Raw genomic sequence first — 19378 nt, forward strand, 5'->3', positions numbered from 1 at the left:
AGAATATGTTGCAAAAATAATATGATAATAGTATTACTAATAATATCATTGAAATATAAATTTAAAATATATAAAAAGTTTTTATTTACTTTCTAATGACGAGGCAAAAGATAAGGAGATACTGATGATAAGAGAATTATTTGAAGATATATATCAAATAGAGGTAGAACTTCCAGACAATCCTTTAAGGGCACTAAATGCCTATTTAATTAAGGGTAATGAAAGAAATCTACTTGTGGATACAGGCTTTCGCAAGGTTAAATCTTTAGAAAGCTTAAGACAAAGTTTAAAAGAATTGAATGTGAATATGGCCAATACGGATATATTTTTAACTCATCTTCATGATGACCATACAGGTCTTGTACCATTTCTTTTAAATTCTAATAATAAGGCTTATATTCATCCAAGAGAAAGTGAAGAGATATATAATTTAAGAAAAGTAACTTATATGGAAGAAATTAATATATTTAATGAAGCAATGGGATTTCCTAAGGGCAAGGCGGTATCAGCACTAAAGGCTCTAAGAGATCAAGAAGGTTTTGAAGAAAGTTTCAATGAGCCAACTTATACAGATATTAAGGATGGGGAAACATTAAAGGTAGGAAAGTATGAGTTTAAATGCATTTTGACTCCAGGGCATACCCCAGCTCATTGCTGCTTATACGAAGAAAACCATAGGATTTTAATTGGTGGAGATTTAATATTAGCAAAGATAACTCCAAATATAGCCTATAACCTTGAGCAATGGATGGAAAACCCTTTACAGGAATACTTTGATAGCTTAGATAGAGTTGCATCTCTACCTATAGACGTAACACTTTCTTCTCATAGAGCTATTATAAGGAATACTAAAAGGAGAATAAGAGAACTCAAGGACCATTATGATCTTAGGTTAGAGGAAATCATGGATATTTTGGCTAATGGAGAAAAACTTTCCCCTTATGAAATTGCAGGAAGAATGCACTGGAGTATAACAATTAAAAACTGGGAAGACTTCCCAATAACTCAAAGATTCTTTGCGTTAGGGGAGTGTATGTCCCACTTAGTCTATCTTGAGAAACTTGAAATGATAAATAAGTTATATAAAGATGGAAAGATTTATTATGTTATATCCAATAAAGGATTAGTGTGGGCAATAGTTAAGTACATTAAAGAAAGTTAAAAGAGTGAGTTTTAAAATAAATATAAAGGATGTTTAGAAATTAGGTTATTTCAAAACATCCTTTTAAGTTCTAAAATTATTGAGCTACTGTTGATGAACAGATTTTACAGATGTTTATAGTTTTTCCGTCTTCACATTTCTTAGTCCATACCAATTTTACTCTTTTTCTACCGCATAGAGGGCATGTACCTCTCCAACCTGCTATTTTCTTAATAACCTTACCTCTTCTTTGCTTACCCATTTTCTCATCGCTCCTTTCTTTAAAAATATATTTTTAGAAAGGCAGAGTTATGACTAAAAAGTTAAGATAAGCCTAAATAAAAAAAGTAGTACCATAATTAAATTAGCACTACTCTTATATATTTTTAGGGTATGTTGATTATCTATACATTTAGGTTATAAGATAAATGCTGGAAATGGAAACGAAAACATAACCAGCATTCATCTCATAAGAGTTTAAAATTAAATGAAAATGTAAAACGTAAAATTTTAATGTAAGTAATATTATAGTTTTATTTTAACATAAAACACTATAAATAAATTAATTAAATTAACTATTTACAATAAATTTCAAAAGTTGTTAAGTAATCATTAAAAATATTAACAAAATATGTACATAAGATAAATAAAATGATAAGTAGTATAGCGTATTTTATTTTACAATACGGTTTATTATTTTACAAATGTTGTATATAATAAAGATATGAATATTAGAAAAGTTGGTGATCACATTGTCAAACCAATTAATTAAAGAAGAAATCTTAAATAAGTTAAAATCAGAAGAATTTACTGGTTTTATAAAGAGATTTGACATTATAAATATAGTTGTATTTGGAAGTGTTTTAACTGAAGAGTTTAATGAAGAATCAGATGTAGATATTGCAGTATTAGGAAGAGGTAGTTTCTCCTTAGATGATATTTTAGAAATAGAATTATTTTTAGAAAGGTTTTTAGAAAGAGAAATTGATGTTGTAGATTTAAAGAGTAAAACTTTAGATATATTTGTTAAGATAAGTATTCTAAACTCTTGCGAAATTATATATTCAACTGATAATAAGGTCTTTGAAGAGTTTTGCGATGACGTGGAGTGGATATATAGAGAAAATGAAAATTTTATTCATTTTAGAAAGGTTGATGTTTTGTATGAATGAAGAAAGACTTATGAGGATAATTGAGGATTTAAAGGAATGTAGTAGTGATATAGAAGAATGTATAGAAATTATTAAAACTAGCAATGATAGATTACTCTTAAAGTTAGCAAAATCAAGTTTAAGGCAGTTATTTGTTAGTTTTCATACCATCCTTGAGGATTTATGCTCCATTATACTAAAGGAAATAAAAAGATTTAAGATAGGTATAAGCTTAAGTGATAGCTTAAAAATATTTAGAGAAGAGGGAATTTTAGATGAGGATACTTATGAATTCTTAGAAAAATCTAAGTTAATTAGAAATAGAATTGCTCATAGATACAAAGAACCAACTCATGAAGAACTTTTCAATCATATTGTGAAATATAAAAGTAAATTCAAAAAAATTATTAGAATAGCAGCTAGTTATTTATAAATTATGACAAGAAGAAAAGAGAGTATTATGAAAAAACACAATCTACAAAAGCAACTAAAATATAAAATTCTATTTTAGAAAGGAGCACTTAAAATGGATAACAATACTTTATGGTATATGGAGAAGAGAATTGATAGAACTATAAAAAATTTAAACAGAAGAAATATGGAGGGATTCTTTGTAAAAGATAAAAGTGAGTTAATAACCCTTTTAAAGAAACTAATAGATGATAATTCCACAGTAGGAGTAGGAGACTCTATGACACTTTTTGAAACAGGGGTTATAGATTTTCTACGCAAAGGTGATTATGTATTTTTGGACAAGTATAGAGATGGAATTACTAGTGAAGAGAAGAAGGAAATTTATATGAAAAATTTTTCTGCCAATACATTCATGTGTAGCACTAATGCATTAACTGAGGATGGTGAACTATATAATATTGATGGTAATGGAAGTAGGGTTGCACCCATGCTTTATGGTCCAAAGCAAGTTATTCTAGTAACTGGAATAAATAAGATTGTAAAGGATATAGAGGAGGCAGAAAAAAGAGTTAGAAATTATGCTGCGCCTATTGATGCCAAGAGATTAAATAAAGATACTCCATGCACTACCTTAGGCTATTGTGTAGATTGTAAGAGTCCCAACAGAATATGTAATGATTTCACAATTATAAGAGGTCAGTTTATTAAAAATAGAATAAAAGTAATTATTGTGGGAGAACAACTAGGTTATTGATAATCTGTATAGTGTTTAAAACTATAATTATAGTACAAAAAAAATAGCTTAATAAAATAGGCTATTTTTTATATGTGTAGAAGTCACTAATAGTACTTAGATATTATCTTTAAATAGGTACAGTTTTTATTGACAAAAATACTACCATGCAATACAATATAGAAAAGGACTATTATGCATTACAATATACCTTGTAATGAATGGTACTGAAAATAAGTTTTGGAGGGGAAGTTTATGAAAACAAAACAGTATATAAAAGAGGTTAATAAGTTTATTAGTAAACTAAGTAAAGAAAATGAAGAGAAGTTTGAAAATATATTATTTAAAATACGGTTTTCAAATATTAATGATCATGATGCTGAAGAGTTTATACACCATTGTCTAGATTTATTTTTACAAGCTGAGGAAAGAGAAATTGACGTAGAAGAAGTACTAGGAAATAGTGATATAAATTCCTTTTGTGATGAGTTTATATCAGAAACAATAGAAGGGTACTCTATACTGGAAAAAGTATACTGGAAGATTTCTAAACTACCTATAATACTAATTATTTTTACAGGCGTATTTGAAATGTTTGTTGGACAATTAATTGAAGGCTGGGTAAATAAAACAACACTATTTACAGTTTCAGTTACAGTTTCAATGTTAGTGAATACATTACTTGTAATTATCTTATCCAATTATTTATTATCTAAAATACAATATATGTATAATGTTTTTAATGGAGAGGATAAAAAGAAAGATAGAAAGATAACATTTTTATTATGGATAGGCTTTTGCATTATAACAGCTATATTTGTATTAACTAAATTATTTTTGACAAAGATACTTTTTGAAGTAAACTATTTAATATTCATGGGCATACTTATAACTATTTATTTGATACAGTATTTCTTTGAAAATAAAAATCAATAGAAGGAGGAAACCATGAATAATAAATCACAGTTATTAAAGGGAAGTTTAGAGGGCTGTGTTCTTAAAATTATAGACTTAAAAGATGAGATTTATGGATATGATATTGCTAGAATACTAAAGGAAAATGGGTTCATTGACATTTCTGAAGGAACATTATATCCACTATATACACGCCTACAAAAGAATGGTTTTATATCGTCAAAAATGAAGGAGTCTCCCCTTGGACCTGCTAGGAAATATTATAGTTTAACAGATAAAGGCCGTGAAGAACTAAAGGATTTTGTGGATACTTGGGAATATATGAGTAAAAATATAAATGATATAATTAAAGGGAATATTCAGTAATATATTTCTTAATATTTAAACATATTCAATAATTTATATAACCATAAAATCCTTATATATTAGTATACTTTGGAGGCGGTAATGTTAAACTATTATTTAAATAAAAAGCTTAACATTGATATAGATTTATTTTGAATACCTTTATAGAGTATTTCTATTGTATCACTTTTATCCACCATACCAAGTATATATAGTAATGGTAAATAGTGATCCTTAGTAGGAATGGCGTTATTTTTTTTATCTCCATATTCAATTAGGGATTCAAAGTTTCTTGATTTTAGATTTGTTACTACGTCATTTTCAAAATCAATAGCCCATTGATATGGAGTAGTATCATAATTCATATCTGCTAAGTATAAATTATGGACAATGTTTCCACTGCCTAATACTAAGATATCATGCTCTCTTAAAAATTTTAATTTTTTACCCATTTCGTAATGATATATAGCAGGTTGTGCCATATCAATACTAAGGGCTACTACAGGAACATCAGCCTTTGGATACATATGTTTTAAGATTGACCAAACTCCATGGTCAAGACCATATGTATCAATAGGTTTTATGTCAAGATCTTTAAGCACTCTACTGATTTCAGGAAAACCTGGACATGGATATTTTATTTCATATAATTCATTTGGAAAACCATAAAAATCATATATAAGTTCTGGATTTTGGGATGTAGTAACTGCAGTGGCACCGTCTGACATCCAGTGAGCAGTAACCACCATTATTGCCTTTGGTGTAGGTAGAGTCTCACAGATATTATAAATACTTTTTGTGTAGCTATTGTCAGTTATTATATTCATTGGTGAACCATGCCCTATAAAACCTATTGGGAATTTCATAATATCACTCCTCGTCTTAATATACTTTATTATATAACTTAATTTTATTATATCAAAAAATAAGGTGAAATATATTGAATAACTATTTTGATTAAAATTTATAATATAGAAGAGATAAGTGATAAATATCTAATCATGTCGACAAGCTATTTACCACTTATTTAAAATTAAGATATGTATTTTATAATTTAGATAAATCTGATATAAATTCAATATCTACATTTAATGAACTTAACAACCTTTTTAATTGCATTGCAGCAATAGCTGAGCTTGGTGGTGTTGATACTATATTTTTGAAACCAGTAGCCTTATACATTTTAATGCAGTTTTCAAGAATTGGAATCATTTCTGCTTTTGATGTTGATAATTCAGAACTTTCAAGTGCAAGGGTAAAGCTTGATGGAGTTATAGATTTTACAGCATTATTATAATCATTTAAGAAATTTTTGCCATCCTCCTCTTGAAAAAATCCTCCTACAGTGATAAATAAGACCTTCTTAGCATTATTAACTTCTACTTTATACATTTAAAATTCCTCCTTTAAAATTTATATAAAAAAGCTCCCATTGTGTATCCAGAACCAACTGAACAAAAAATAACGAGATCTCCCTTATTTATCTTTTTAGTTTCTATAGCTCTATTAAGTGCAAAAAACGGACTGGTGCATCCAGTATAACCATATTCATCTGCAACAAAGGTATAAGTGTCACTACTAACCTCTAAATTTAATTTATTTAATGTTTCTTTTATATCAGCATGGGAAAACTGTGAAAATAAGAAGTGTTTTACATCTGTTAAAGATTCATTTTCTTCTTTTAAGAGTTTATTGATAAGTTTTACCCATTCATCACTAAAGTAAGACACATCATGATTTACCCAAGCATATTTTTTACTATCTATAGGCAGTTCTTCATCATATATATGGGATAACCCACATTCAGGGAAAACCATATATTTATGATTTTTAGAATCAGTATGGAAGGTAGAATTAAGAACTCCACCAGTTTCTTCATCACTAGTAAGTAATATTGCAGCTGCACCATCTCCAACAGTAGAATTTACTAACTCACAATCACTTTTGGCAAGGAGTGAGCCATATGAAGCACCAACGATTAAAGATTTTTTATATTTACTTTTAGATTTCATATAGGTTGCAATGCTATCAATAGCTGTTATCATTCCTATACAATTATCGTTCATGTCATAAGTTAAATCGCAGTTACATGCATCTATAGCATCTCGTATCAAAAGAGCGTTAGTAGGTATTAAATGTTCTACAGAATCACTAACAAATACAATAATATCTAATTCAGAAGCCTTAACATTAGCTTTTTTCAAACAGGATTTAGCAGCTTCCACACTCATAGTAAGAGAGTTTTCTGTATTATTATCAACTAAATACCTAGACTTCCTTCCTAAGTGATTTAAAAGTTTTTCTAAATCTTGTCCATATTCGTCAATGAAATGTTGATTTTCTATTCTTTTCTTAGGATGATATATTGATACTTCTTGAATTTTTATTCCCATAAAGTCCTCCCCATTCACATTTGAATTTGATGTTTAAATATATATATTACATATAAACAAAATGGTACAATATATATGTAAAAATTATAAATATAATAAAAAATATATTCTATTGAGTTTATTATTCTACAAAAATTTCAAATAAAATAAATTTTTAATATAATATAGTACTATATTTTTGATATCACTCTATTATTATCGTCACAATTCGATTTACTTTATATGTTTTATAATTTATATTCTTACTTTATTAGAAGCCGATATAAATTTATGCAAAGAGAGGAAGTTGGATTAACCTCTAACTTTTTTATAGTAGTTGACTCTTGGGTTACCGAAGGGTTTATAATAATAATAGATGGCAAGGTGCACACTTGTAGAGCTTATTTGTTGAGGTGAAGTTATGTTTAAGATTGGTGAATTTTCGCGTATGAGTGGACTTTCAATTAATACACTGTATCATTATGACAATGTAGGAATTTTAAAACCTATATATATAGACAAATTTACTGGTTATAGATACTATGATGCAAGTCAACTTATAACCATAAATAAAATAATTGCTTTAAAGGATGCTGGATTTTCACTTGTTGAAATTAGCAATTTCTTTAATAATAATTCTAGTAATGAGTCGCTTATAGAGGTTTTGGAAGTGAAAGCAGATTTACTTGAAAAGGCACTAGAACTAGAAACAAGTAGGCTTCAACGTCTTCGTACAAATATATTTTTAATAAAGAATGGAGGCATACCTACTATGAATGAAATTTCAATTAAAAAAGTAGAAAAAATCTTAGTTGCATCATTGCGAAAATGTTTTGTGAAGGATGGTAATCAAACTTATGATGAATTTTGTGAAAGCCTATGGGCACAAGTTAATGAATATATAGATAAAGTAAAAGGAAAACGTACAATTCCGTGTATGACACTTTATCATAAAGACAATACTTCAATACAGGATATGGAAGTTGTAGAACCTATAATAAAATTAATCCCAGAAGGTGATAATGTTAAAGTATATGAACTGCCCATGATAGAAAACATGGCTTGTATAGTTCATAATGGCTCATTTGCTACAATTGGAGAAACCTATGAAATAATGTACAAATGGATTTCAGAAAATAAGTATTCAATCTGTGGACCAGTGCGTGAAATATACCATGAAGGTGAATGGGTAACAGATGATCCCAATGAATATGTAACAGAGCTACAATTTCCTATAAAGTAATATGATTAATTTTTAATAAAAATAGACTACTCAAATGTATATAAAGATAAATAGAAAATGAATATTATAATACCGTATTATTCTTTAAAATGAATATACGGTATTTTTTAATAATTGAATGCTAAAGTGTTGTATATAAATTACCAGATATAGATATTTTGTATTATATGGTACAATTAGGAAGGTAAATAAAAATGATATTTAAATTTTTCGAGGTAATTAATGAAAAAATAGAATAAGATGGTGAAGGAGTTTAAAGAATGGGTGATATACATTATAATCTTCAATTTGAAAAACTATGTGAATTTTTACAAATTGGTAAGATAGTAGATGAACCTAAAAGAATATCCGGAGGTCTTTTGCATAGAATGTACGCTATCAAAACAACAAAAGATAAATATGCTGTTAAAGCATTAAACCCTCAAATAATGCTAAGAGACAAGGCAATGAAAAATTTCATCATTTCAGAAGAGATTGCTAATGTTACATCAAAGAGTGTATCAGCTCTTCCAGCTAAAAGATTTAATGAAACTTTCATCCACGAAATAGATAATCAGTTTTATCTTGTATTTGATTGGATAGATGGTAAAAGTCTAAAATCTAGTGGAATAAGCATAGTTCACTGTGAAAAGATAGGTTCTATGCTTGCTGATATACATATGACAGACTTTTCGGAATTGATGATAGTTAATAATTGGTCGGATAATGAAAACATAACGAATTGGAATCATTATTTACAAATGGGAAAAGAAAATGATATGATCTGGGTAAACTTGATGAGCGAAGTAGTTGATAGGTTATATGAATGGAGTATTCAGGCAAAAAGGTCTTCAAAATTACTTGCAACAGAAATGGTTATTAGTCATAGGGATTTAGATTCTAAAAATGTTATGTGGAGCAATGATAAACCAATTATTATTGATTGGGAGGCTGCTGGCTATGTAAATCCTATGCAAGAATTAATTGAAACAGCTATATATTGGGCTGAAAATGAAATAGGAACTATTAATAAAGAAAAATTTTTAGCTTTTATAGGAGGATATAAAAATATACATGGACCATTAAAAGGAAATTGGAAAATAGTATTATTCAATGGATTTCTAGGTAAACTTGGTTGGTTAGAGTATAACTTAAAAAGATCTTTAGGTATTGAATGTGTAGATAAGGAAGAACAGAGTTTGGGAATTAATGAAGTAACTGAAACAATAAATGCTCTTATATACTATTCTGAGATAATTCCTAAATTAGAAAAGTGGATAAATAATATTCTTTGAAATGGTAATAGATATAAATATATTGAAAAGTATGTTATAATATGTATAAATATGTAATGCATCAATTTAAATTACATATAAGCAGTGAAACTTACAAAATGTTAAATTTTAATTAGGGGGATTTGGGGATGAATAAAATTACAAAATATGAATTTAGGAAAGTAACAAATAATGATGTTGAAGATATGCTTACATGGAAGTATGAAGGAATTTACTCATTTTTTGATAATGACTTCTCAGAAGGAAAAATAAATTATGTAAAAAGTTTTCCTATGGATGATAATGTGTACGCAATTTATAATGATAATAATGAATTAATAGGAAATTGCGCTTTTTACCTTAAGGATAAAGTAAGCTTTTCAATTCAAATGAGACCAAGTTTAACAAGCAAGGGCATGGGAAAGGAATTTTTACAAGCTATTTTAGAATTTGCTAAGGAAAGGTACGATTTAAAAAATATAGAGCTTTCAGTTCTTAAATTTAATGAAAGAGCTATAAGATTATATAAAAGTTTAGATTTTAAAGTTATAAATGAATTCATAGGAAAAACAGTTAAGGGAGAAATGGAATTTATAACTATGTCAAAAAAATTATAAACAGAGTTCTTAGTATCAGTACTTTCGATACTTAGAACTCGTTGTCCATTAGGGTAAATCGTTATCCAAGGACGTAGCAGCTCTTTACTCTGGCTTTTAAGAAGATGGGAGTATTAGAGCTGGTAGTCATCGGATAATTATTGTCTACCCTACATATTTGAACTCAGAATGCAGGGTAGTCTTATATTTCCTTTGTTACAATTAAATATGAAAGGGGAAGGTAAAATGGAATGGGTTGAGAGAATGACAGCAACAATAGATTATATTGAGAATCATTTGACTGATGATATTATGTATGATGAAGTAGCAAAAGTTTCTTGTTGCTCAATGCATCAATTTGGACGTGTTTTTTCTTATGTTGTAGGGGTATCTCTATCTGAATATATTCGTCGTAGAAGATTAACTCTTGCAGGATTAGATTTACAAAGTAGCAATGAAAAAGTTATTGATATTGCTATAAAGTATGGATATAATTCGCCCGATGCATTTACTCGTGCTTTCGTCGGAATGCATGGTGTAACTCCTAAGGTAGCGCGCACTTTAGGAGTAAAACTTAAAGCCTATCCACCCATCACTTTTCATATTTCAATAAAAGGAGATGTTGAGATGGAGTATCGTATTGAGGAAAAGAAAGAAATAAAATTGGTTGGACTTGTTAAACAAATAAAGAGGCAGTCTGCTAATGCTGAAGCTAATGATTGGAAAGAAGCTTTAGGTGAAGCATGGGATATTTGGGATGAATTTTTGGATGGTGATATTGATAGGAAGATAGCATGTGAATACAAACTTTATCGCAGCCCCATGTGGCAGATGGGTTTCACAAAAACTTTAGAAAATGGAGAAACTTTACTGGCTATTGGTGCTGAAGCTGATGAAAATGTTGTAACAGATTTGCAAAGTTATACTATACCAGCAGGAAAATGGGCAGTATTTACTGCAAGAGGAAGCCTCAATGGCAAGGAGCACCCAATTGATGTCATGTGGACGAAAATAACAGCAGAATGGCTTCCTAATTCTGGATATGAAAGAGCAGCAGATTATGAACTTGAAGTTTACCTACCAGGAGATACAAATGATGATGATTATGCCTGTGAAATATGGGTTCCTATTACTAAGAAGTAGATATATATATTCTAAACTTAAAAATATCTATAAAAAATAAATATTCATTGGTTAAAATACCGTAGTATTCAGTAATGATTACACGGTGTTTTAATTAATTAAATATATTATGGAAGGAGTAGTATAAATGGATTCTAAAGAAATATTAACACTCATAGACAATATATCTCCACATGCAAAAGAGTATGTAGAAAAAGCATTTGAAAATAATCAAGTTGATATAATATATTCTGTATCAACAGCGGAAAACATGGGAGTATTTATAGCTGTTGACAATAAAGATTGTTGCATTTTTTATGCTTATTTTCTTAATGAAAACAATATAGAACAAATTTTAGAAATAATTAAAAATAAAACTAAGGAATACATTTCAAAAATAGATTCAAAAGAAATATGCTTTAACGTGTACGGAAATAATCTAAAAATAATTAATCAAGTAAGAAAATTAGGTTTTAAAGTAGACATGGAGGGATATCACCTTGAATTTATTGGTAAAGAATTACCTAAGTTAAATTGTTGTAACTTAATCGATAAAGGATTTGAAGATGATATGCTAAAAGAGTTTATTAATTTATTTGATAGTTCATATTATCAGTTAAGTATAGATAATGGTTGGCAGGTAAATAGTAATGCTATAAATGAAGAACAATTTTATAAAAAACTTATTGATTTAGATAAGCATGGGCAAGTACGTTCATTCTGGATAAATAATGAGTTGGTAGGTGCGTATATTATCTGGCAAAACTATATAACTGATCTTGTCGTTAAACCTACAGTTCAAAATAAAGGATATGGAAGTTATATATTAGCACATTGTATTAGAAATATGAGTATAAATAAATTTATTAGAAACATAAGACTTCGAGTAGCTAAATCAAATATTGGTGCTAAAAAATTATATGAAAGAAATGGTTTTATTGAAATTGCTTATTTTTCAGAACATACATATGAATAAATATGGTTAGCTTGTTAAATTTAACACCTCAATTATTTGTAGTGATGTTAGTAAGTAAATATAAAAAAAGAGAAAATAAACAATATTAAATAGTTCATGATATTTTTATAAATGATGCATTTCTAAGATAGTAAAGCTGATTTAAGGAGGAAATTATGAATGACATAGAACAAGTATTACAGATAGAATATAGTGAAGAATTTGATAAACTAAGAAAAAATAGAATGTTTGTCAGTTATCATAAATACGGTCCTATAAAAAATAACTATGGTGAGGGTTTAATTAGTTCAGTTGAAAATCTAGAAATAAGATTAAAAAAGTATAAAGAAACTGGTAATACCGAATTTTTAGTTGATGTTGCAAACTTCGCTATGATTGAATTTATGTATCCCAAACATAGCAATGCTCACTTTGATAGTGAAAACCATGGTACTAGATTAAAGGGAATGACTGTTAATGACTTGAAACAATTATGATACACAATTCAACTAAATAGTTAAGAAGAAAAAAATGATGGTTGATAAAATTCTAGTGTAGATAAATGAGTTAGGTAAGATATTTGGTTTTTCAGATATAACGGAGGTAAGAATGATAAAGGATATTATCAGTGAAACAGGATTTAATATAGAAACAAGTAGGTTACTTCTTGTGCCTATTTCAGAAGAATTTGCATATGATTATTTTACTGAATTTAATGATGAAATAACAAAATACCAGTATCCAGAGCCTTTTAAAAGCCTAGATAGTACAAGAAAATTTATTGATGAGTTTACAGAACTTAAAGAATTGGGAACAAATTTGGTGTGTTGTATTTTAGATAAGGAATATAAATTCATTGGAAGTATAGAGATTCATCTGATAGATACTAAGACTCCTGAGGTGGGTTTATGGATACGAAAGAATGAACAACGTAAGGGGTATGGGTATGAAGCTATTACTGGTCTAACTAACTTTTTTCGTGAACACATGGATTTAGATTATTTTATTTATGAGGCAGATCGTCGTAATCCTAATAGTATTCAGTTGGTTAAAGCTCTAGGTGGAATAGAAGTTGGATTCAATAAAGTAGAAAGTAATGGTGGAAGCACTTTAGAGTTGAACATGTATTATATTAAATAATAAGGTTATAAAATATCGTATTATTCAGAAATGAGTATACGATATTTTTTTATTTTCTAATTTTACTACATATACAAATATATGGATGATAATCCGGTATAATATGGTATAATTTTATTAAGATTACTGTTTCTGGAGAATACTAGGGAGGGAGTTTAATGATACTTTTAAAAGAAGTTACGGAGAAAAATTGGAGAGATGTTAACTTACTAGAAGTGGAAAAAGAACAGCAACATTATGTATGCTCTAATGTTGGTATTTTGGCTAGAGCTTATGCTTTTAGATCTCAAAGAAGTCAAGCTAAAGCAATATATAATGATAGTGAAATAGTAGGATTATTAATGTATAGAGAGTGTGATGAATTACAAGCCTTTGTATTTGATCAAATGATGATTGATAGAAGATATCAGAGAAATGGATATGGAGAAGAAGCGGTATTCAAAGCAATAGAACTGATGAGAAATAATGCAAAATACAGCAGAATAGTTTTATGTTACTGTGATGGTGATATTGCTGCTAAAAATCTTTATACCAAGTTAGGTTTTCTTCATACAGGAGAAGTAGATGAAGATGAAATAATTATGGCTTTAGATTTATAGAGTTAAATACATTTATTATGTTAAATGGGGTGTAAAATATGGACATAGATAGTATTATTTTTGATTTAGATGGAACTATATGGGATTCAACATCTAGTGTTATAGATTCATGGAATAAAACTATAGGTAACTATGATGAGGTGATAAATAAACTTACGCTTGATGATATGAAGGGTGTTATGGGGTTAGTAATAGAGGACGTTGCATTAAAGTTTTTTCCATATTTAGAAGAAGAAAATAGACTTAAAATAGTTAAGCATTGCTGTAAGGATGAATGTAATCATTTAGGCAAACATGGTGCAATTCTATATGATAGGGTAGAGGAAACTTTAAAGGAATTATCTAAAAAATATAAATTATTTATTGTTAGTAACTGTCAATGTGGATATATAGAAGCCTTTTTTAAATCACATAAGTTAGATAAATATTTTATAGATTATGAGAATGTAGGAAGAACAGGTTTAAGTAAAGGTGAGAATATAAAACTAATAATAAAAAGAAATAACTTAATTAGTTCAGTATATGTTGGTGATACTGATGGAGATTTAAAAGCATCACGAATTGCTAATATACCCTTTATTTATGCACAATATGGTTTTGGGGAAGTTAAAGAATATGATTATGTAATTAATAGCTTTCACGAACTTTTAAAGTTTGTGTAACACTATAAGAACATATGTTTATAAATTATAATACATAGATTTATTAACAATCTGTAGATTATATTGTGAAGTAAAAAGGAGGAGAATAATCAATGAAACCTTATGAGAAATTAGCAAAGTTTTATAAAAAAGGTTGGGGAAAAGAGAGTATTAAATACGGAGATTTAATTTACAATGTAATTAATATTTACAATCTAAATATTAATTCTGTATTAGATGTTGGTTGTGGTACAGGCATACTAGCATCTAAATTATATAATGAAAATTTTGAAGTTAGTGGAATTGATATTTCGGAAGATATGATTAATGTAGCAAAGGAGACTACAACGGGAATAGAATTTGCAGTTGCAGATATGGTAAATTTCACTTTGAATAAAAAATTTCAGCTTATAACTTGTGCATTTGATGCACTAAATTATTTAGTAACGGATTCAGACATGAAAAAAACTTTAAAAAATGTTTTTTTACATTTAGAAGATAACGGAATTTTTATATTTGATATTAATACTCCAGTTTTATATGAAGAAAGGCATTTTGGAATAATTGATAGAAAGTTTGATAATATAGAATTCAAACAAATATTAAAATATGATAAGGCAAGTAAAATAGGTAAAACTGTCTTTGACTTTGGTGATAATCAGTGTGAAACACATATTCAAAAGGCATATACTGTTGAAGAAATGGATGCATTTCTTTTGAATTCAGGCTTTGAAATAATGAATAGGTATAAAGATTTCAGATTATCTCCAATTGATGATAAGGCATATAAAATATTTTATGTGGTCAAAAAGGTTAACTAATAATATTCATGAACTGTAAAGCTAGGAAAACTGGAGTATACCTTATTTTAAGGAGGAGTCTATGATTAGAATTGAAGGAGACAAGATTTATTTAAAAACATGTACTAGAGATGAATATCATGAACACTATAAATTCTATGTTGCAGATCCAATTATGGATCCAAATACCTATATTTATGATAAAGAAAAGGTTGATAAAAAGTATAATTCTATTATAGAAAAGGAATCATGGTATCCTAGGGTTGGAATTTTTTTAAGGGATGGAAGGATTATTGGAGAATTATCTTTCAAAAGAATTGATTATGAAAAAAGCAGATGTGAACTTGGACTTGCCCTTTCCAATAATGATTATAAGGGATTAGGGTATGGAACTGAAGCAGTTAAATTAGCAATAGACTATGTATTTAATACATTAAAACTTAAATGCATATATGCTGATACAATGTGCTCAAATAAGAGAATGAAAAGTATATTTGATAAATTTGGATTTGAGTTTATAAATAGAGAAGAGCATTTTTATGATATGCATGATAGATGGGAAGATAAGTTAAATTATATATTAAGAAATCCAGAGGTACTGTACTAACTAAAGAAGATGATAATATTGGGGAGAAAAATGAAAGGGTGGATATTAAATGAAAAGAAAGTTAGCAATAGTGTTGTTGGTAGCAGTATTTGCAATAAATATCACTGCCTGCAATAATAAAGTTAACAGCAAAGAAAAAATTTCTACTAGTGATAATGTTAAAGAAGAGGTGAAAATTGAAAGATTTCCGTACATGGCTGATTTTGGAAGAGGGAGTATAAATAACATTGAAGAACTCAAAGATCAGTGGGGAAAAAATAGTAGTGATTTAAGAGGATATGACCTTGAGAAACTTGATTTATCTGGGGAGAAAGATAAGCTTTTAAATTCAGTGTTTGATAGTAAAACAAAATGGCCAGGGAAACTTCCAGAGGAGTTTAACCCTGAAAGTTTTTTAGAGTTTCATAAAAATCCAGGTCTTGAAATAAAAAAACTTCATGAAAGAGGAATAACTGGTAAGGGCATAAACATAGCATTTATCGATTATTCTCTTTTAGTAAATCATGAGGAATATCATGATAGAGTAAAGATGTATGAAGAAATTCATTATGAACCAGAAGAAGCACAGATGCATGCTCCAGCAGTGGCATCAATTGCAGCAGGTAAGAATACTGGAGTTGCATCAGAAGCAGATTTGTATTTTATAGCATGCGAAAACTATAACTTTGTTAATAGTGAAATGGAACTAGACTTTTCTTGGACAGCAAAAGCAATTGAAAGAATTATTGAAGTAAATAAATCTTTGCCAAAGGATGATAAGATACGAGTTTTATCTATATCAGCAGGATGCAAGCCTGAAAGTAAGGGGTATAACGAATTTATAGAAGCAGTTAAAAAAGCAATTAAAGAAAATATATTTGTTATAACAGTAAATATGTTTGACACATATGAGGATAAGTTTTATTTCCATGGATTAGATATAGATTCCCTTGCAGATAAAGATGATATTTCTAATTATAAAGTTACAGAATGGAATAAGTGGGTATCGAAAATAGAGCATATTGATGAACTTAATAAGTATTATGAAGAGAAATTTAATATGGACAAACCAGAAGAATTACTACTAATTCCTATTGATTCTAAAACAGTGGCTAGTCCTACAGGAGAGAAGGATTATGTATTTTATAGAGAAGGTGGATGGAGCTGGTGTATGCCTTATCTTGCTGGACTTTATGCTTTAGCTTGTCAAGTAAAACCAGATATTACGCCAGAAGAATTTTGGAAGCAAGCTCTTGCAACAGGCGATAGCAGACAAATAGAAAAAGGAACAGAAAAATATAAGGGGAAAATACTAAATCCTGAAAAATTAATCTCTAGTTTTGAATAAGAATAGTAATATTAAATACTTGTACATTAGGGAGGAGTAAGAAAATGAGTATAAAATTAATAATGCAACCAAACCCATGTGCATGTGGACAAGCATGCATAGCTATGCTTGTGGGAGTGTCAGTTGATGAAGTTATTAAAAATATGCATACACATGGGCCAACATCCATTGGACAGCTAATTGAAGCTCTTGATTTTTATAACATTAAACATGCTGATAAAAATGTAAGATTATCTAAAAAGAATCCTAAGATTTCAGAAGTAGCAATTTTGACAGTACACATGCCAAAGTATACACATTGGGTAGTACATTATAAAGGCAAATTTTATGACCCGGAGTTTGGACTTCTTGAAGAATGTCATCCTGATGGAAAGATAACATCATTCTTGGAGATTTATTAATATAGGTATATCTGATATTTATTCTAAAAATTATAAAAGTGGCTACTTCCATTTTGAAGTAACCACTTTGCTTTTTCTTGTAGAATAAATTAACTTATATATAAAATATATACATAGCATTAAAATAAATGTTACAATGAAAACATGCTTAAGCAGTGGTTATGTAGGTGATAAAGTACTGATAATTTTATAGGAGGAAAACACATGGAGTATTTTGATATTTTAAATAGAGATGGTAGTAGAAGTGGTAAAATAGCACCAAAAGATGAAGAGCTTTTAGAAGGACAATATGATTTAGGAGCACATGCATATATACATAACTCAAAGGGAGAATTCTTAATTCAGAAAAGGTCAAAATCAAAACAGTTCTTACCTGGTGGATGGGATATTCACATGGGACACGTTATATCTGGAGAAACAAGTAAAGAGGCTATTATTAGAGAGATACATGAAGAATTAGGTATAAAGATAAATGATATAATTTTTCTTAAAAAAGTTTTATGGGAAAAATACAATCATTTCATTGATATTTTTGTATTATGTAAAGATATTGATACTTCAGATTTAACTTTACAAAAGTCAGAGGTAGACGATGTTAAATTTATTTCAGCCCAAGAGATGATTAATTTGATAAAATCCATGGACTACAGACCTGAAGAATATAGAACAGTTATGAATGACTATGTTAATGAAATTATTTTAAATTTTAAGTAGAATAAAATAAATATGTAACTATTTATATATGAAAATAGTTACATAGGAAACTATACAACTATTTAACTATTTAACTATTTAAATAGTTGTTGTCATACCAAGGGTTTCAGCGAATTTCATATTTGAACAACATGAAATTTATCCGATGACTACCCGCTCTAAGACTCCCATCTTCTTCAAAGTGGGAGTAAAGAGCGGCTACGACCATGGATAACGATTTCCCCTAAAGGACAACGACTTCTAAGTATCAAATAAATTGATACTAATAATTCTGTTAGTAACCTTCAGAGGGAGTAAAAACTCCTTCTGAAGCAAAGAACTCTACTCTGTTTATAGCATATGTATAAAATACATATATCAGGTGGATATTTAGCTTATTATATTACAAAAATATTTGAGCTTCAAGGAGATGAGGTTAAGGCATTAATTTAAATATATCAAGAGCCATTTGTATATAAGAAATACTATAAAAGAGTAAGCTATCTTGAAACAGTATTAAAAGGGATGGAACGTTGGAGAAAGATAACTAGAAAAGAAAAAAAATATACAATGGAAAAAATGAAGAAAATATTTGAGAAGAAATATATAATTACAAAAGAAAGGCAAATGGAAATTATAAGTAGTAGAGAATCCATAAGGGATTTCTTTACTAAAGAGTTAATGTCAAAATGTAACTATTGTTTCTTTGCAAGAAGTGTAAAAAGTTTGACTTTAGTTGTAAAAGCAAAGGAGAATAAATGTGCTTTATTTGAGCTTGAGTCATGGGAGAATATGACTCAAAATAGGCTTGAGTTTTATGAAATTCCAGGAACACATGATACTATTCTAGCGCCACCAAATGTTGAAAAATTATCTGAAATTATATTGCAATACTTAGATAAAACATAATTTTAAAATATAGTAAAATTA

General features: G+C 28.5%; 25 protein-coding genes. 21 read left to right on the forward strand and 4 right to left on the reverse strand.

Going from position 1 to position 19378, the window contains the following annotated elements:
* Positions 1 to 124 precede the first annotated feature (124 nt).
* Entirely contained in the window at positions 125 to 1162 is a 1038-nt protein-coding gene (locus ACTNBA_RS16445) for an MBL fold metallo-hydrolase (protein WP_441075392.1), read from the forward strand.
* Between the two features lie 76 nt (positions 1163 to 1238).
* Here the strand turns inward: ACTNBA_RS16445 and ACTNBA_RS16450 are convergent, their stop codons facing one another.
* On the reverse strand, positions 1239 to 1403 hold the full coding sequence (locus tag ACTNBA_RS16450) for a hypothetical protein (RefSeq protein ID WP_441075393.1): 165 nt from the start codon (positions 1401 to 1403) through the stop codon (positions 1239 to 1241).
* A gap of 490 nt (positions 1404 to 1893) precedes the next feature.
* On the opposite strand from ACTNBA_RS16450, the gene mntA reads away from it, so the two are divergent.
* The 5 genes from mntA (at position 1894) to ACTNBA_RS16475 (ending at position 4720) form a co-directional block, all read left to right on the forward strand.
* A complete protein-coding gene (gene mntA, locus ACTNBA_RS16455; RefSeq protein ID WP_441075394.1) occupies positions 1894 to 2313 on the forward strand; it encodes a type VII toxin-antitoxin system MntA family adenylyltransferase antitoxin in 420 nt (139 codons plus the stop codon).
* Entirely contained in the window at positions 2306 to 2725 is a 420-nt protein-coding gene (locus tag ACTNBA_RS16460; protein ID WP_441075395.1) for a HepT-like ribonuclease domain-containing protein, read from the forward strand. Before mntA ends, ACTNBA_RS16460 begins: the two co-directional genes overlap by 8 nt.
* Before the next feature lie 93 nt (positions 2726 to 2818).
* Positions 2819 to 3460 carry a lactate utilization protein gene (locus ACTNBA_RS16465; protein WP_441075396.1) on the forward strand — a complete coding sequence of 214 codons (642 nt, stop codon included), beginning with the start codon at positions 2819 to 2821 and terminating at the stop codon, positions 3458 to 3460.
* A gap of 234 nt (positions 3461 to 3694) precedes the next feature.
* On the forward strand, positions 3695 to 4375 hold the full coding sequence (locus ACTNBA_RS16470; protein WP_441075397.1) for a DUF1129 domain-containing protein: 681 nt from the start codon (positions 3695 to 3697) through the stop codon (positions 4373 to 4375).
* 12 nt (positions 4376 to 4387) lie between these two features.
* Complete coding sequence (locus ACTNBA_RS16475) at positions 4388 to 4720, forward strand: PadR family transcriptional regulator (RefSeq protein WP_441075398.1); 333 nt, start codon at positions 4388 to 4390, stop codon at positions 4718 to 4720.
* Between the two features lie 92 nt (positions 4721 to 4812).
* Here ACTNBA_RS16475 and ygiD read toward each other — a convergent pair whose 3' ends face one another.
* The 3 genes from ygiD to ACTNBA_RS16490 all read right to left on the reverse strand — a co-directional run bounded on the left by ygiD (position 4813) and on the right by ACTNBA_RS16490 (position 7092).
* Positions 4813 to 5565 carry a 4,5-DOPA-extradiol-dioxygenase gene (gene ygiD / locus ACTNBA_RS16480; protein ID WP_441075399.1) on the reverse strand — a complete coding sequence of 251 codons (753 nt, stop codon included), beginning with the start codon at positions 5563 to 5565 and terminating at the stop codon, positions 4813 to 4815.
* A 181-nt stretch (positions 5566 to 5746) separates the two neighbouring features.
* Positions 5747 to 6091 carry a hypothetical protein gene (locus ACTNBA_RS16485; RefSeq protein WP_441075400.1) on the reverse strand — a complete coding sequence of 115 codons (345 nt, stop codon included), beginning with the start codon at positions 6089 to 6091 and terminating at the stop codon, positions 5747 to 5749.
* A 14-nt stretch (positions 6092 to 6105) separates the two neighbouring features.
* The gene (locus ACTNBA_RS16490) at positions 6106 to 7092 is read right to left on the reverse strand and encodes a 3-oxoacyl-[acyl-carrier-protein] synthase III C-terminal domain-containing protein (protein ID WP_441075401.1); all 987 of its coding nucleotides are present in this window, start codon (positions 7090 to 7092) and stop codon (positions 6106 to 6108) included.
* A gap of 400 nt (positions 7093 to 7492) precedes the next feature.
* Between ACTNBA_RS16490 and ACTNBA_RS16495 the strand changes: the two genes are divergently transcribed.
* From ACTNBA_RS16495 to ACTNBA_RS16565, 15 genes are all read left to right on the forward strand, one after another.
* On the forward strand, positions 7493 to 8314 hold the full coding sequence (locus tag ACTNBA_RS16495) for a MerR family transcriptional regulator (protein ID WP_441075402.1): 822 nt from the start codon (positions 7493 to 7495) through the stop codon (positions 8312 to 8314).
* A 260-nt stretch (positions 8315 to 8574) separates the two neighbouring features.
* Complete coding sequence (locus ACTNBA_RS16500; protein WP_441075403.1) at positions 8575 to 9588, forward strand: phosphotransferase; 1014 nt, start codon at positions 8575 to 8577, stop codon at positions 9586 to 9588.
* A 128-nt stretch (positions 9589 to 9716) separates the two neighbouring features.
* Positions 9717 to 10184, forward strand: a complete 468-nt coding sequence (locus tag ACTNBA_RS16505; protein ID WP_441075404.1) for a GNAT family N-acetyltransferase — start codon at positions 9717 to 9719, stop codon at positions 10182 to 10184.
* Between the two features lie 225 nt (positions 10185 to 10409).
* Positions 10410 to 11306 carry an AraC family transcriptional regulator gene (locus ACTNBA_RS16510; protein ID WP_441075405.1) on the forward strand — a complete coding sequence of 299 codons (897 nt, stop codon included), beginning with the start codon at positions 10410 to 10412 and terminating at the stop codon, positions 11304 to 11306.
* A gap of 127 nt (positions 11307 to 11433) precedes the next feature.
* Positions 11434 to 12261: a GNAT family N-acetyltransferase gene (locus tag ACTNBA_RS16515; RefSeq protein ID WP_441075406.1), complete on the forward strand. Its 828-nt coding sequence runs from the start codon at positions 11434 to 11436 to the stop codon at positions 12259 to 12261.
* A 155-nt stretch (positions 12262 to 12416) separates the two neighbouring features.
* A complete protein-coding gene (locus ACTNBA_RS16520; protein WP_441075407.1) occupies positions 12417 to 12737 on the forward strand; it encodes a hypothetical protein in 321 nt (106 codons plus the stop codon).
* Between the two features lie 112 nt (positions 12738 to 12849).
* On the forward strand, positions 12850 to 13380 hold the full coding sequence (locus tag ACTNBA_RS16525; RefSeq protein WP_441075408.1) for a GNAT family N-acetyltransferase: 531 nt from the start codon (positions 12850 to 12852) through the stop codon (positions 13378 to 13380).
* Positions 13381 to 13538: 158 nt separating this feature from the next.
* Positions 13539 to 13979 carry a GNAT family N-acetyltransferase gene (locus ACTNBA_RS16530; protein WP_346886117.1) on the forward strand — a complete coding sequence of 147 codons (441 nt, stop codon included), beginning with the start codon at positions 13539 to 13541 and terminating at the stop codon, positions 13977 to 13979.
* A gap of 38 nt (positions 13980 to 14017) precedes the next feature.
* Positions 14018 to 14641 carry an HAD family hydrolase gene (locus ACTNBA_RS16535; RefSeq protein ID WP_441075409.1) on the forward strand — a complete coding sequence of 208 codons (624 nt, stop codon included), beginning with the start codon at positions 14018 to 14020 and terminating at the stop codon, positions 14639 to 14641.
* A gap of 92 nt (positions 14642 to 14733) precedes the next feature.
* Complete coding sequence (locus ACTNBA_RS16540; RefSeq protein WP_441075410.1) at positions 14734 to 15441, forward strand: class I SAM-dependent DNA methyltransferase; 708 nt, start codon at positions 14734 to 14736, stop codon at positions 15439 to 15441.
* 61 nt (positions 15442 to 15502) lie between these two features.
* Positions 15503 to 16027, forward strand: a complete 525-nt coding sequence (locus ACTNBA_RS16545) for a GNAT family N-acetyltransferase (protein ID WP_441075411.1) — start codon at positions 15503 to 15505, stop codon at positions 16025 to 16027.
* A 49-nt stretch (positions 16028 to 16076) separates the two neighbouring features.
* Positions 16077 to 17354 carry a S8 family serine peptidase gene (locus tag ACTNBA_RS16550; RefSeq protein WP_441075412.1) on the forward strand — a complete coding sequence of 426 codons (1278 nt, stop codon included), beginning with the start codon at positions 16077 to 16079 and terminating at the stop codon, positions 17352 to 17354.
* 44 nt (positions 17355 to 17398) lie between these two features.
* Positions 17399 to 17755, forward strand: coding sequence for a hypothetical protein (locus ACTNBA_RS16555; RefSeq protein WP_441075413.1), 357 nt, complete (start codon positions 17399 to 17401; stop codon positions 17753 to 17755).
* Between the two features lie 204 nt (positions 17756 to 17959).
* Entirely contained in the window at positions 17960 to 18469 is a 510-nt protein-coding gene (locus ACTNBA_RS16560; protein WP_441075414.1) for an NUDIX domain-containing protein, read from the forward strand.
* A gap of 504 nt (positions 18470 to 18973) precedes the next feature.
* Entirely contained in the window at positions 18974 to 19357 is a 384-nt protein-coding gene (locus tag ACTNBA_RS16565; RefSeq protein WP_441075415.1) for a hypothetical protein, read from the forward strand.
* Positions 19358 to 19378: the final 21 nt, after the last annotated feature.

Source organism: Clostridium sulfidigenes, assembly GCF_052067195.1.
Lineage (GTDB): Bacteria > Bacillota > Clostridia > Clostridiales > Clostridiaceae > Clostridium_J > Clostridium_J sulfidigenes.

What these genes read in the sequence shown, in the direction of transcription:
- ACTNBA_RS16460 (WP_441075395.1), top strand. Translation starts at nt 2,306, where the DNA reads ATGAATGAAGAAAGACTTATGAGGATAATTGAGGATTTAAAGGAATGT.
- ACTNBA_RS16545 (WP_441075411.1), top strand. Translation starts at nt 15,503, where the DNA reads ATGATTAGAATTGAAGGAGACAAGATTTATTTAAAAACATGTACTAGA.
- ACTNBA_RS16555 (WP_441075413.1), top strand. Translation starts at nt 17,399, where the DNA reads ATGAGTATAAAATTAATAATGCAACCAAACCCATGTGCATGTGGACAA.
- ACTNBA_RS16470 (WP_441075397.1), top strand. Translation starts at nt 3,695, where the DNA reads ATGAAAACAAAACAGTATATAAAAGAGGTTAATAAGTTTATTAGTAAA.
- ACTNBA_RS16500 (WP_441075403.1), top strand. Translation starts at nt 8,575, where the DNA reads ATGGGTGATATACATTATAATCTTCAATTTGAAAAACTATGTGAATTT.
- ACTNBA_RS16535 (WP_441075409.1), top strand. Translation starts at nt 14,018, where the DNA reads ATGGACATAGATAGTATTATTTTTGATTTAGATGGAACTATATGGGAT.
- ACTNBA_RS16525 (WP_441075408.1), top strand. Translation starts at nt 12,850, where the DNA reads ATGATAAAGGATATTATCAGTGAAACAGGATTTAATATAGAAACAAGT.
- ygiD (WP_441075399.1), bottom strand. Translation starts at nt 5,565, where the DNA reads ATGAAATTCCCAATAGGTTTTATAGGGCATGGTTCACCAATGAATATA.
- ACTNBA_RS16550 (WP_441075412.1), top strand. Translation starts at nt 16,077, where the DNA reads ATGAAAAGAAAGTTAGCAATAGTGTTGTTGGTAGCAGTATTTGCAATA.
- ACTNBA_RS16490 (WP_441075401.1), bottom strand. Translation starts at nt 7,092, where the DNA reads ATGGGAATAAAAATTCAAGAAGTATCAATATATCATCCTAAGAAAAGA.
- ACTNBA_RS16530 (WP_346886117.1), top strand. Translation starts at nt 13,539, where the DNA reads ATGATACTTTTAAAAGAAGTTACGGAGAAAAATTGGAGAGATGTTAAC.
- ACTNBA_RS16515 (WP_441075406.1), top strand. Translation starts at nt 11,434, where the DNA reads ATGGATTCTAAAGAAATATTAACACTCATAGACAATATATCTCCACAT.
- ACTNBA_RS16465 (WP_441075396.1), top strand. Translation starts at nt 2,819, where the DNA reads ATGGATAACAATACTTTATGGTATATGGAGAAGAGAATTGATAGAACT.
- ACTNBA_RS16540 (WP_441075410.1), top strand. Translation starts at nt 14,734, where the DNA reads ATGAAACCTTATGAGAAATTAGCAAAGTTTTATAAAAAAGGTTGGGGA.
- ACTNBA_RS16505 (WP_441075404.1), top strand. Translation starts at nt 9,717, where the DNA reads ATGAATAAAATTACAAAATATGAATTTAGGAAAGTAACAAATAATGAT.
- ACTNBA_RS16445 (WP_441075392.1), top strand. Translation starts at nt 125, where the DNA reads ATGATAAGAGAATTATTTGAAGATATATATCAAATAGAGGTAGAACTT.
- ACTNBA_RS16485 (WP_441075400.1), bottom strand. Translation starts at nt 6,091, where the DNA reads ATGTATAAAGTAGAAGTTAATAATGCTAAGAAGGTCTTATTTATCACT.
- ACTNBA_RS16565 (WP_441075415.1), top strand. Translation starts at nt 18,974, where the DNA reads ATGGAACGTTGGAGAAAGATAACTAGAAAAGAAAAAAAATATACAATG.
- ACTNBA_RS16495 (WP_441075402.1), top strand. Translation starts at nt 7,493, where the DNA reads ATGTTTAAGATTGGTGAATTTTCGCGTATGAGTGGACTTTCAATTAAT.
- ACTNBA_RS16560 (WP_441075414.1), top strand. Translation starts at nt 17,960, where the DNA reads ATGGAGTATTTTGATATTTTAAATAGAGATGGTAGTAGAAGTGGTAAA.
- ACTNBA_RS16450 (WP_441075393.1), bottom strand. Translation starts at nt 1,403, where the DNA reads ATGGGTAAGCAAAGAAGAGGTAAGGTTATTAAGAAAATAGCAGGTTGG.
- ACTNBA_RS16520 (WP_441075407.1), top strand. Translation starts at nt 12,417, where the DNA reads ATGAATGACATAGAACAAGTATTACAGATAGAATATAGTGAAGAATTT.
- ACTNBA_RS16475 (WP_441075398.1), top strand. Translation starts at nt 4,388, where the DNA reads ATGAATAATAAATCACAGTTATTAAAGGGAAGTTTAGAGGGCTGTGTT.
- ACTNBA_RS16510 (WP_441075405.1), top strand. Translation starts at nt 10,410, where the DNA reads ATGGAATGGGTTGAGAGAATGACAGCAACAATAGATTATATTGAGAAT.